This is a genomic window from Archangium sp. (assembly GCF_036389735.1).
Lineage (GTDB): Bacteria > Myxococcota > Myxococcia > Myxococcales > Myxococcaceae > Archangium.
The window spans coordinates 1-12,743 of record NZ_DASVWK010000555.1; the positions used below are offsets into that span (position 1 = coordinate 1).

At 71.8% G+C, this 12,743-nt stretch carries 7 protein-coding genes; 2 read left to right on the top strand and 5 right to left on the bottom strand.

All coding sequences use genetic code 11. From position 1 onward, the window contains the following. Positions 1-71: 71 nt before the first annotated feature. Entirely contained in the window at positions 72-1,631 is a 1,560-nt protein-coding gene (locus VF794_RS19395; RefSeq protein ID WP_331112529.1) for a hypothetical protein, read from the bottom strand. Between the two features lie 196 nt (positions 1,632-1,827). On the opposite strand from VF794_RS19395, the gene VF794_RS19400 reads away from it, so the two are divergent. Continuing rightward, complete coding sequence (locus tag VF794_RS19400) at positions 1,828-2,529, top strand: class I SAM-dependent methyltransferase (protein WP_331112531.1); 702 nt, start codon at positions 1,828-1,830, stop codon at positions 2,527-2,529. A 28-nt stretch (positions 2,530-2,557) separates the two neighbouring features. On the opposite strand, the gene VF794_RS19405 is transcribed toward VF794_RS19400, so the two are convergent. Next, a complete protein-coding gene (locus tag VF794_RS19405) occupies positions 2,558-3,379 on the bottom strand; it encodes an aspartyl/asparaginyl beta-hydroxylase domain-containing protein (RefSeq protein ID WP_331112540.1) in 822 nt (273 codons plus the stop codon). A 126-nt stretch (positions 3,380-3,505) separates the two neighbouring features. Between VF794_RS19405 and VF794_RS19410 the strand changes: the two genes are divergently transcribed. After that, the gene (locus VF794_RS19410) at positions 3,506-4,306 is read left to right on the top strand and encodes a GNAT family N-acetyltransferase (RefSeq protein ID WP_331112533.1); all 801 of its coding nucleotides are present in this window, start codon (positions 3,506-3,508) and stop codon (positions 4,304-4,306) included. Here the strand turns inward: VF794_RS19410 and VF794_RS19415 are convergent. The 3 genes from VF794_RS19415 to VF794_RS19425 all read right to left on the bottom strand — a co-directional run. Beyond that, positions 4,303-4,938: a CmcI family methyltransferase gene (locus VF794_RS19415; protein ID WP_331112535.1), complete on the bottom strand. Its 636-nt coding sequence runs from the start codon at positions 4,936-4,938 to the stop codon at positions 4,303-4,305. The two genes, VF794_RS19410 and VF794_RS19415, sit on opposite strands and share 4 nt — an antisense overlap. Positions 4,939-4,956: 18 nt before the next feature. Further along, positions 4,957-12,438, bottom strand: a complete 7,482-nt coding sequence (locus VF794_RS19420; protein WP_331112537.1) for a non-ribosomal peptide synthetase/type I polyketide synthase — start codon at positions 12,436-12,438, stop codon at positions 4,957-4,959. Beyond that, positions 12,431-12,743 (bottom strand): phosphopantetheine-binding protein (locus VF794_RS19425; protein WP_331112539.1); only part of this gene is annotated, 313 nt, incomplete at its 5' end. The genes VF794_RS19425 and VF794_RS19420, both read right to left, overlap by 8 nt.

The window sequence follows — 12,743 nt, forward strand, 5'->3', positions numbered from 1 at the left end:
GCCGCGGAAAAACAGGCCGCGACCGCCCGCGTGTGGCGGACGGTCGCGGCCTGTCATTGGACTGCTCGAGGTCAGTCCCCGGTGTAGATGCCGATGGCGCCGGGCACGCGGGTGTCGTTGTTGCCCATGAAGGCGACGAGGATGCGGTGGCGGCCACCGTGGTTGTCGACCTGGATGTCGGAGACGCGGCTGGCGCAGAGGCGGTTGCCGAAGACATCGCAGCCGATGGTCCGCACCTGGCCGTCCTTGACCTGGTAGATGACGCCGAGCCAGTTGGCGCCAGTCCACACGCTGCCATTGCTCGGATCGACGGCGACGGTACCGAGACTCTTCTCGCCCACGTTGACGTACTGGATGTCGCCGCCGGTGGCGTTCATTTTCGCGAGCCCGCGGGTGAAGGAACTCACCCAGACGGTGTCGCCGAGCACGGCCATGCCGGACACGTTGTCATCCACGCGCTCGGTCGGGCGGGGCATGGCCGGCTCCTGGACGGCGTCCTTCCACACGTCGATGCGGTTGTCCGCGTGGGCGCGGCCCTCGGTCTGCGTCTGGGCGTCCCAGAAGTTGCCGGCGGTGCGGTAGCGGAAGCGGGTGGAGCGGTTGGCGCCGCCGAAGAAGACGTCACCGCTCGAGTGGACGGCCACGCCGTAGTAGGCGTCGGTGAGGAGAACGTCGCCGCCGGTCTCGCCGTAGGCGTTGAGGGCGGGGTGGGTGTGCTCCTCGATGCCGGAGCAGGCGAGCTGTCCCCTGCAGGCGGGATCATGGCCGGGGAAGTCGGCATCCGCGCGGGCGAAGCCGTGGTTGGCGCCGAACCAGATGCTGTTGCTGGCCTCGTCGTAGGCCATGCGCAGGATGTTGCAGAGCTTCTCGCGGCCCTCGGGCTCGTCCCGTACCACGTCGGGGCCGGAGTAGATGTCGTAGTGGACCACCGAGAGCGTGCCGTCCGCGTTGAGCGTCACCCGATCCGCGTCGCCGCTCTTGTAGCGGGCGGCGTTGCGCCGCACGCCGTCCCAGTTGTTCTCGCAGTGGTCGGGGCCCTTGCCGGGCATGCCCTCGTAGCCCACGAAGACGGTGTTGGCCGGACCGCCGGCCACCGAGATGACCTTGAGGTACTTCTCACCCGGAGGGGCGCTGCCGTCCGGCATGTAGCCGTAGGGGCGCAGCCCGTCCGCCATGGTGAGGCGCCGGAACTGCGTGGCGCCCGGGGCGAGCAGGAAGAGGCCGTCCTCGCCGCCCGCCACCCAGACGTTGCCGCTCTTGTCGGACGTCACGCCGTAGATGCGCCGGGGCCCGCCGTGCTGCGTGCCGAAGAACTGCCAGCCGGGGCGCGAGGGGAACTGGATGGCCGCCTCGGGAGGAGGGCCCGCGTCGGGCGGCTGGGTGCCCGCGTCGGGCTTCTGGGTGCCCGCGTCAGGCGGCTGGGTGCCCGCGTCGGGGACCGGGGTGACGACTCCGCCGTCCGTCACCGGGCCCGGGTCGGGGGGCGGCTTCGTCCTGTCCGTGTCCTGCCGGGGAGTGTCCAGCCCGGGATTGTTCTGCTCCGACTGGTCCCGCCCTGACGACTGCTTGCAGCCCGCCCACATCGCACTCGTCACGACGAACGCCGCCGCCCACCGCCATCCAGCCTTCATACCCGCCCACCCGTCCGAGTCCGGGTGCCAACACGGCACCCCCGCCCCCTGGCCCCTCGCAAGCGGGGTGCCAGCCCCTCCCGCCTCTGGGACGGGCCGGTGCGTCGGCTCCCGGACAGCACATGGGTAGGCGAATGCCCACGAGCGGCAGGGTGCTGACCCCATTGGGCCCCCAACCGTGCTACTCCGGGAGCCGATGGCTGGAAACGACACACGGAGCCGCACGCCGCTCTCCCTGGTGGGGCAGGACCCCGACATCCTCTTCTACACGCGCCAGGCGACCGAGCGTGGTGGGCCGGTGCTGGTGCTGGGCTCGGCCACCGGGCGCGTGGCCTGGGCGCTGGCCGAGCATGGCCTGTCCGTGGTGGGGGCGGACCCCTCGGAGCGGATGGTGCAGGCCGCCGAGGAGCAACGGGCCTCGGAGTCCACCGAAGTGTCCGGCCGGGTGCGTTTCCTCCACGCGGACCCCCGCTCGCTGCGCCTTCCCGAGCGCTTCCCCGTGGTGCTCGCTCCTCAACACGCCCTGGGGCTGATGAGCTCGTCCGAGGATCTCGAGGCCTTCCTGGCCACGGTGCGCCACCACCTCCTTCCCGGGGGCACCTTCGTCTACGACGTGCTCAACCCTCCGCCCGCGCCCTCCGCCTCGAACCGCGAGGACGAGGAGCCCGGCGAGGCGCTCGAGCCGCGTCGGCCGCTGTTCGCCTTCCACCTGCGCGAGCGCCGGCAGCCCGGAGGCCCGCTGGGCATCCGTCGCCTCAAGCTGAGGCCCTTCTCGGTGGAGGAACTGGACGCGGCGATGACGTCCGGTGGGCTCACGCCTCGCGAGCGCTACGGCCGCTTCGACGGCAAGCCCTTCGACCCGGAGGACACGCGCAACATCGGCGTGGTGGAGGGGTAGCCAGTACTCCCCCTGGCCCGGTTCTGGCTCAGTGCTCGATGCTCCGGCCGTTCGTGGACCAGGGCGCGGTGTAGCCCCGGTCCATGAACTGGGCCATCACCCGGCCCAGTTCGCTGATGACCTGGCGCTCGAGGGCCGTGAGGCCCGGGTGCCAGATGTCCACGAGCAGGCACACCCGGGGCTTGTCACTGTTGTTCCACACCTCGTGGCTGAAGGTGTCGTCGAAGAACAGGCTCTCGCCCTCCACCCACTCGCGCACCTCGTCGTCGACGCGGATGGCGCAGTCGGGCGGGACGATGAGCGGCAGGTGGCAGGTGAGCTTCAGGTTCATCGTGTCGTGGTGCAGCGGGATGCGCGTCTTGGGTCCCACCACCGAGAAGAAGAAGGCGCCACCCGGGCTGAAGTGCGGCACCAACTGCTCCATCAGCGCCGCGGAGCGGGGGCAGGCCGCGCAGTTCGTCTCGTTGGTCAACCCATCCTTGAGCAGGAAGATGGAGTGCCAGTCCTGCGTCTTGAGCGTCGGGAAGCGTCCGGGCACCTGCTGCTCGTAGGCCATGACCTCGCCCTTGTGCGAGTGCGCCAGGAACTCCTCGCGGAGCATGGGCGTGGCCTCGCGCAGCACCCGTGCGAACTCCCGCGTCTGGGCGTACGCCTCACCCTCGTACCAACCCTTCGTTCCCAGGCCGGGGAAGTAGAACAGGCTGGGGCGCTGACGCTCGGGGAGCGAGGGGAGCGGCTTGCGGCCCGTGTTGATCAGCAGCGTCTCCTCGACGCGCGCCAGGGCGTTCCGGTCATGACTGCTCCGGAAGGGAACCATCGCTGCATCGAGAGCGGCAATCACGTCGTTCATCATGGCGGGTCAGGGGGGCTGCACGGGCGGACGCGCTGCTGTCGTCGCGTGTCTGGAATGCTACCGGTTGGGGTAGGTGCATTCAAGCCAGCGGGGCCGCGCGCTCGGAGTATCATCCCCCGCTTCATGTCCTCCGAGATCCTCGACCGCTTCGATCAGCTCGTGCGCAAACGCCTCACCCCCGCCGATGCTTCCTGGCGCATCGAGCAGGTGGGCAAGGTGATTCGCGCCATCGGTCCCTCGCCGTCTCCCTTCGACAACAGCCTCTGCTGGGCCGAGGTCGACGAGGGCAACGCGGACGCGGTCATCCAGGAGCAGATCGCCTTCTTCCAGGGCCTCGGCCACGACTTCATGTGGAAGGTCTATTCCCATGACGTTCCCCACCTCACCGAGCGCCTGCTCCGGGCGGGCTTCGAGCTCCAGGCCCGGGTGACGCTCGTCGCGCTCGACACGAACCAGACCTTTCCCCCCGTCCGCCTTCCCCCCGGCGTGGAGCTGCGGCGGGTGGAGGAGCCCTCCGGCCTTCGCGCCGCCATCGACGTGCAGCAGGGGGTGTGGAAGTCGGACTTCGGCTGGCTGCTCGAGTCGCTGACGGCCGACATGAAGTCCCATCCCGAGCGGCTCAGCGTCTTCGTGGGGTGGGCGGGGGAGCGGCCCGTGTGCTCGGGCTGGTTCCGCACCGAGGAGGGCACTCCCTTCGGCGGCCTCTGGGGCGGCTCCGTGCTCGAGGAGTTCCGCGGCAAGGGGCTCTACCGCGCCATGGTCCAGGCCCGGGCCGAGGAGGCGCGCGCGCGCCACATCCCCTACCTCATCGTCGAGGCGGGCGACATGAGCCGCCCCATCCTCCAGCGCCTCGGCTTCCGCGCGCTCGCCGACGCCGACAAGTGCATCTACCGCCGCCGTGCCTCGGCGGGAGCTTCCACCTAGCGGACCCGCTTCAGGTACCCGCCCGGATTGAAGGTCACCAGCAGCTTCTCCCGGCCGCGGTCACGCTCGAACGGCGTGTCCCCGGCGAGGAACTCCTCCACGGCCTCCATCGGCCCGCGCTCCACCTGGAAGGTGTACAGCGGGTGGCCAATGTTCGTGTCCTCGACGATGAGGTACTGGCCGGGCGTCACCAGCCCGCTGTAGCAGTGCAGCTCCTTCAGGACGTGCTCGGCGCTGTGATCCGAGTCGAGGATCACCATCACCTTCTGGCCCGGAGTGAGCCCGCTTCGCACGCGCTCGAGGATTGTCGGATCCACCGAGGAGCCCGTGAGGTACTCGATGCGCGCGTGCTGGGGCAGCGACGGCTGGGGTTGGAGATCGATGGTGATGACCCGCCCGTTGCCGAGCAGCTCGCACAGGTGCGCGAAGTAGAGCGCCGAGCCTCCGAACATCGTCCCCGTCTCGATGATGACGTCCGGACGCGTCTCGTGGATCAGCTCCTGGTAGACCCACAGGTCCAACGGCATCTTGCGGATGGGCACTCCCATCCAGCGCTCGCCACCCCCTTCGTACTCCCGGGTGACCATGTCTCCAAAGTAGAGGGCGTGAAAGTCGTCGATGAGCTGTTTCAAGGGGGTCTTTCTTTCGTGTCAGGTCGTGAGGAGGACCCGCAGGCCCTCCAGATAATCCGCCGCGAGCCGCTCCACCGTGGTGCGCTCGTGAAGAGCCTCGCTGTAGCGCCATTCGATCCGCAGGGTGGTATCCACCACGCTCGCGATGAGCTGCAACACGTGGCTGCGCCGGGATTGGGGTGAGCGATCGGGACCACTCGGCTCGGAGGCCCAGCGGAAGCCCGACGTCTCGGCCAGCATGCGCCGGCTCATGTAGTCGAAGCTCACCTCCGCCTCGGGCAGGGCCCGCAGGCGCCGCGCGGGCTCGCCAGGAGCGTCCATGTAGCGCAGCAGGCCATGGCCCAGGCCCTCCTGCGGGAGCCGGTGCAGCGCCGCTTCCACGTCCTCCAGGGCTCGCCGCACCTCGCCGCTCCCCACGTCCAGCAGCACCGGGCAGTCCGAGGCCAGGCAGCCCATCGTCGTGGACGCCTCGAGCCCGCCCCGGAGGCTCCGGCCGTGACGGCCCACGTCCACCTGGAGCGCCGCGCCTCCCATCCAGCGCGAGAGCACCTGGGCCAACGGCGCCAGCAGCATCGCCTCTGGCCCGTGGCTCCGGGTCGCGGTCCGCTGGAGGAAGGCGTGCGTCTGGGCCTCGGTCAGCTCCACGCGCACCGTGCGCATGGAGGCCTCGGTGTTCTCGCCGGAGCCGTCCCGGGGCAGCTTGCCCCTCTGGCCTCCAAGTCGCGCCAGCCACTCGGCCGCTTCGTCCTGGAGGGACTCGGAGCGGGCGAGCTTCTCCAGGCGCTCCGCCCAGGTCTTGAACGAGGGACTCGTGGGCGGGAGCTGGAGGGGCCGTCCCTCGGCGAGGCGCGCGTAGAGGGCCTGGAGCTCGTCGAGGAAGATCGCCCACGACACGCCATCCGCCACCAGGAAGTGGAAGAGGAGGAGCAGCCGTCCTGGCCGCCGTGCCCCGAGGTCGAGGTACGCCACCCGCCACAGCGGCCCGCGCGAGAGGTCCAGGCTCTGCTGGAGCGCCGTGGCGGCGGCCGTGATGGCCGCCTGTTGCCCCGCATCCTCTATAGAGGAGAGATCCACCTGGGAGAAGGGCACCTCCCGCGTCTCTCCGGAGTCCTCCTGGTGCCAGCCCCCGGTGTCACGGGAGAAGCGCAGGCGCAACGCGTCGTGGCGCCGCAGGAGGTGCCGGAGCGCCTCGCGCAGGAGCCCGGCGTCGAGTGGCTCGCGCACCTCCAGCAGGAGCGAGCGGTTCCAGTGATGCGGGGCGGCATGCTCCTGCTCCAGGAAGCGGCGCTGCGGCGGTGTGAGCGGCACCGGGCCTCCGGTGACCTCGGGCTCATGGGCCTGGGACGGGCCCGTCGCCACCGCCGCGAGCTGGGCGATGGTCTGGTGCCGCAAGAGCTGGGGGGCGGTGATGGGCAACCCCCGCTGGTTCGCCCGCGCCACCACCCGGATGGCCATGAGCGAGTCCCCGCCGCGCTCGAAGAAGTTGTCGTGGATGCCCACCTTCTCCAGCTTCAGCACCTCCGCCCAGACGCGGGCGAGGGTTTCCTCGGTGGCGTCACGGGGCGCGACGAAGGCCTCGCCCGGCGACTCTTCCGGCGCTCGCACCGAGGCCAGTGCCCGGCGATCCACCTTGCCGCTCGGCAGCCGGGGCAAGGCCTCCAGGAGCACGATGCGCGCGGGCACCATGTAGCGCGGCAACACCGCGCCGAGGCGCTCACGCAGCCCACCCTCCGTCAGGCCCTCCGTGGCGGGGACCGCGTAGGCCTCCAGACGGGCCTCCCCGGAAGAGTCCTCGCGCAGCAGCACCGCCACCTCTCGCAGCTCCGCCGTCCGTTCGAGCGCGGCCTCCACCTCGCCCAGCTCGATGCGGTAGCCGCGCAGCTTCACCTGATGGTCCCGGCGGCCCAGGAACTCCACGTTCCCGTCCGGCAGCAGCCGGGCCAGGTCTCCGGTGCGGTACATGCGCGCGCCGGGCTCGTCCGTGAACGGGTCCGGGAGGAAGGCCTCCGCCGTGGCGGCCGGACGGGACAGGTAGCCCCGCGCGAGTCCACCACCGCCGATGAACAGCTCTCCCGGCGCCCCCGCGGGCACGGGCCGCAGCCGCTCGTCGAGGAGGTAGAGGCGGACTCCGGCGAGCGGCCGGCCGATGGGCACCCGGGGACGCTCCACCGCCGCGTTGGGCTCGAACACGGTGCTCGTGATGGTCGCCTCGGTGGGCCCGTAGGCGTTGAGCCAGCGGACCTGGGCTCCCACGCGCTCGCGCCAGCGGGACAGCCGCTCGGGAGATGGCGCCTGGCTTCCGGTCACCACCAGCCGCACGGAGGGCGGGAGGGCCTCGGTCAGTCCCGGCAGCTCGTCCACCCACTCGTGCCAGTACGGAGAGGGCAGGTTCACCACGGTGACACCGGTCCGGGCGATGAGCGCCCGCAGCTCGTCCACCGGCTCCACCTCTCCGGCCCGGCGAAGCACCACCGCCGCGCCCGCCGCCAGCGTGGGGAAGAGCTCCTCCGCCGCCACGTCGAAGTGGAGCGAGGCGAACTGCAACACCCGGTCCTCCCCGGACAGGGCGTACGCGCGGCGGACTCCCTCCAGGTGGCTCAGCAACGCGCGATGCGGGACGACGACGCCCTTGGGCTGGCCCGTGGAGCCGGAGGTGTAGAGCACGTAGGCCGCGGCCTCGGGCGATAGCGCCACGTCCAGGGGCCGGACCGGCTCGCCCTGGGGCACGTCGTTGAAGTCCTCCAGCCGGAGGACCCGGGCCTCACCGCCGGAGACACGTTCCACGCAGGACGCCTGGGCCAGCACCAGGGGGGCTTCCACCTCCTTCAATAGCGCGAGCAGCCGCTCGCGAGGGGCCGTGGGATCCAACGGGACGTACGCCGCTCCCGTCTTGAGCACGCCGAGCAGGGCCACGATCGTCTCGGCGGAGCGGTCCGCGCACAGGCCCACCCGCACCTCGGGACCCACGCCCAGGGCGCGCAGTCGCCGGGCCACGTGGCTGGCTCGGTGGTCGAGCTCTCGATAGCTCAGCGTCCGCTCTCCGCTGAGGAGCGCGGGCCGCTCGGGGTGGAGCACCGCCTGCCTCTCGAAGAGCTGGTGGATGCCGGTGACCGGCGGGAGCTCCACGCGCTCCTTCCTCGTGGCCGCGAGCAGCGCCTCCAGCTCCGCCGCGGAGGGAAGGGTCAGCTCGGAGAGTCGGCGCTCGGGAGCGGCCACGAGCGCCTCCAACGTCCCTTCCAGGGCGCGTGCGAGCCGGGCCATCGCGGCGGCCTCGAACAGCTCGGTGCTGTACTCCAGCGCGCCCGCGAACCCCTGGGCGGTGGGCCGCAGCCAGAGCGTCAGGTCCACCTGCGTCGTCGCCGCGGACAGCTCCAGCCGCTCCACCGAGAGGCCGCCGAGCGTGGCCGAGTCACTGGACTCCTCCTGGAGCGAGAACATCACCTGGAAGAGGGGCGAGCGGCTCGGCTCCCGCTCCGGGTGCAGCTCCTCCACCAGCTTCTCGAAGGGCAGCTCCTGGTGCGCGTAGGCCCCCAGCGCCATCTCCTGTACACGGGAGAGCAGCTCGCGCCCGGACGGGTCCCCGGAGAGGTCCACGCGCAGCACCAGCGTGTTGACGAAGAGGCCGATCAGCCCCTCCAGCTCCGTGCGGGTGCGGCCCGCGATGGGCGTGCCGACCCCGAGGTCCTTCTGCCCGCTGTAGCGGCCGAGCACCGCGCCGAAGGCCGCCAGGAGCACCATGAAGGGCGTGGCCCGCTCGCGCCGGGCGAGGGCACGCACCGCCTCGCTCAGCGATGCGGAGAGGACCAGGGGTTGATGCCCCGCGCGGTAGGTGGGCGTGCGCGGACGAGGCAGATCCGTGGGCAGCTCCAGCACTGGCAGGCCCGCGAGCCGCCCCTTCCACCAGGAGAGCCGCTGCTCCAACTCGGGGCCTTGGAGCCACTCGCGCTGCTGGCGCGCATGGTCGGCGTACTGGAGCGGGAGCTCGGGCAGGGCCGGGCGCTGGCCGCGCCGCGGGGCCTCGTAGAGCACCATCATCTCCTGGATGAGCACCCGCAGGGAGGTGCCATCCGCGATGATGTGGTGCAGCGTCACCGCGAGCACGTGCTCCTCGGAGGCCAGCCGCGCCAGGGCCAGCCGCATCAGGGGCCCCTGGGAGAGCTCGAAGGGGGCCTCCGCCTCCTCGACGAGGAAGCGCCGCGTGGCCTCCTCACGCCCGGCCTCGGGGACGGGCTGGAGATCCACCTGGCGCACGCGCACCGGCGCGGGTGGGGCGATGCGTTGGACGGGCTGGCCCTCGTGCGAGGGGAACGTCGTCCGCAGCGAGGCGTGTCGGCGCACCAGTTCGGTGAAGCTCGCCTCCAGGGCCGCCACGTCCAACGGGCCGCGCAGCCGGAGGGCCTGGGGCAGGTGGTAGGCGCTCGACCCGGGGGTGAAGTGCTCCAGCGCCCACAGCCGCTGCTGCGCGAACGAGAGGGGAAGCTCGCCACCGGGAGGCGTGCTCCCGTGCTTCGGCGGCTCTTGCGTCCGGAGCTGCTGGGTCCCCAGCCAGGCGGCGAGGCCCGCCACCGTGGGGGTCTCGAAGAGCTGGCGCAGGGGCACGCGGGCGCCGAGCGTGTCCGCCAGCCGCGAGATGATCTGCGTGCCGAGCAGCGAGTGCCCTCCCAGCTCGAGGAAGTCGTCGTGCACGCCGATGGGGGTGTAGCCGAGACACTCCTGCCAGATGTCCGCCACCTGGCGCTCGAGCGTGTGGGTGGGCGCGGCGTAGGCGGTGGCGAGGCCGGGGCGCGCGTGCCGTGCCGCGGGAGGCGTGGGCGCACGCGGCTCGGGGGAGGAGGGCGGTGGCGCGTTGTCCCCGAGCACGTAGCGCTGGCGCTCGAAGGGGTAGGTGGGCAGGGGCACGCGCTGGCGCTGCGTGCCGGTGTGAAGGCCCGTCCAGTCCACGGGCGCTCCCGCGAGCCAGAGCTGTCCCAACGTCCGCCGCGCGAACGCCGCGTCGGAGCCCGGCTCGCGCGGGTGGCGCATCGAGGACACCACGGGCCTGTCCCCGGAGCGCTCCGGATGCCGCGAGGCCAGCGACGCCAGGGTCCGTCCGGGCCCGATCTCCAGGAGGATCGGACCCTGGGCCCCGAGCAGCCGCTTCAGCCCCGCCTCGAAGCGCACCGGCTCGCGGAGGTGGCGCACCCAGTAGCGGGGATCCGTGGCCTCGGCGGGGGTGATCCAATCGCCGGTCACGTTGGAGAGGAAGGGAAGGCGCGGAGCCTTCAGCGCCACGCGCGAGAGCCGGGCCGCGAACGGCGCGAGCACGGGCTCCATCATCGCCGAGTGGAAGGCATGCGAGGTGCGCAGCCGCGTGCAGGCCACGTTCCGCTCGGCCAGGGTGCGCTCCAACCGCTGGATGTCCTCGGTGGGGCCGGCCGCCACGCACAGCAGGGGGCCGTTGATGGCCGCCAGCGACAGCCGCTCGCCGAGCAGGGGCCGCAGCTCGCTCTCGGAGAGGGGGACACTGAGCATCGCTCCCGGCGGAAGGCCCTGCATGAGCTTGCCCCGGGCCGCCACGAGCGCCAGCGCGTCCTCCAGGCTGAAGACTCCCGCGAGGTGGGCGGCGACGTACTCGCCGAGGCTGTGGCCGAGCATCGCCCGGGGGCGGATGCCCCACGACTCCCAGAGCCGGGCCAGTGCGTACTCCACCGCGAAGAGCGCGGGCTGGGTGAGCGCCGTCTGGTCCAGTTGGGCCGCGGCCTCCTCGCGCCGGGCCTCGGGCGGATGGAGGACGAGGCGCAGGTCCAGACCCAGGTGGGGCTGGAGGAGCTGGGCACACTGGTCCAGCGCCGCGCGGAACACCGGCTCGCACGTGTAGAGTTCGCGGCCCATGTCCACGTACTGGGAGCCCTGACCGGAGAACAGGAAGGCCACCGGGGCCTCCTCGCTCCCCGCGCTCCCGGCGAGCACCTGTCCCGGCTGCTGCCCCGAGAGCGCGGCGATCGCCTCCTCGCGGGTCTGACACACCAGTGCCCGCCGATGGGTGAAGGCGCGCCGTCCCACCTGGAGGGTGTGGGCCACGTCGGCCAGCGGCTGCTCGGGGTGTCGCTCCAGGTGACGGGCCAGACGGGTGGCCATGGCCTCGCACGCCGAGGCCGTCCGCGCCGACAGCACCAGGAGCTGGGGCGCTGACGAGGGCGGAGAGGGCTCGCGCGGGGCGGCTTCCTCCAGCACCGCGTGCGCGTTGGTGCCGCCGATGCCGAAGGAGCTGAGTCCCGCCCGGCGGGGCACCCCGCGATCCGGCCAGTCGGCCAGTCGGGTGTTCACGCGGAACGGCGAGCGGTCGAGCTGGGCGCGCGGGTTGGGCGTCTCGAAGTCCAGGCTCGGGGGGAGCTGCTTGTGCTCCAGGGCGAGCACGGTCTTGATGAGCCCGGCGACGCCGGCCGCCGCGTCCAGGTGGCCGATGCTGGTCTTCACCGAGCCGATGGCGCAGGAGCCCGGAGCGCTGTCCTGGCCGAAGGCCTGGGTGAGCGCCGCCAGCTCCATGGGATCTCCCAGAGACGTCCCGGTGCCGTGCGCCTCGAGGTAGGAGATGGTGCTCGCGTCCACCTCGGCCATGCCGTGGGCGAGGGAGATGACCTCGGCCTGTCCCTGGATGCTGGGAGCGGTGTAGCCCACCTTCTGGAGGCCGTCGTTGTTGAGGGCGGTGGCGCGGATGACGGCGCGGATGTTCGCGCCCTCGGCCAGCGCGTCCTCCAGCCGCATGAGCACCACCAAGCCCACGCCACTGCCCTCCACCGTGCCCTGGGCCCCGGCGTCGAAGGCGCGGCAGTGCCCGTCGGGCGAGAAGATGCCACCCTCCTGGTACAGGTAGCCGGACACCTCGCGGGCGCGCGCGGACACCCCGCCCGCGAGTGCCAGGTCGCACTGGCCCGCGAGCAGGTGCAGGCACGCCAGGTGCGTGGCCACCAGCGACGTGGAGCAGGCCGTCTGCACGTTCAGGCTCGGCCCGCGCAGATCCAACTTGTAGGACAGCCGCGTGGAGAGGAAGTCGCCCAGGTTGCCGATGGCCAGCTGGAGCAGTCCCTCGGACGGAGCCACGCCGTTGCGCAGGGCGTCCAGGAGGTAGGTGCTCATGCTGGCGCCCGCGAAGACGCCAATCCGCCCTGGATGGCGCCGCGAGTCGTAGCCCGCGTCCTCCAGGGCCTCCCAGGCGCACTCGAGCAGGAGCCGGTGCTGGGGATCCGTGAGTTCCGCCTCGCGCGCGGTGAAGTCGAAGAACGCCGCGTCGAACAGCGTGGTGTCCTCCAGCGCGCCCCGGGCCTTCACGTAGCGCGGGTGGCGCACCGTCTCGGCGGAGTGGCCCGCGGCGAGCAGCTCCTCCTCGGTGAAGGTGGAGATGCCGCGCTGGCCGCCGCGGAGGTTCTCCCAGAACGCCTCGACGTCGCGGGCCTTGGGGAAACGGCCCGCGAGGCCGACGACGGCGATGCCTTCCGTGGCGTACTTGCCTTCGTCACTCATCGCCCTTGACCTTCTTGGCCATTCGCTTGAGGCGGTTCATGCCTTCCTTGCGCCGCTGGGCCTCGGCCTCCAGCCGGGGCGCCGAGGAGGGGGCCTCGGACTGCTCGGACAGGTGGCGGGCCAGCGCGCTCACGGTGGGGTGGGTGAAGAGGGCGAGCAGCGGCACCTCGCGGCCCAGCTTCTCCTGCAACTTCACCTGCACGCGCGCGGCGAGCAGCGAGTTGCCTCCCAGGTCGAAGAACTTCTCGTCGCGGTCCAGCGTCTCCAGGCGAAGCTCCTGGCGCCACACCTCGGCGATGTCCTGC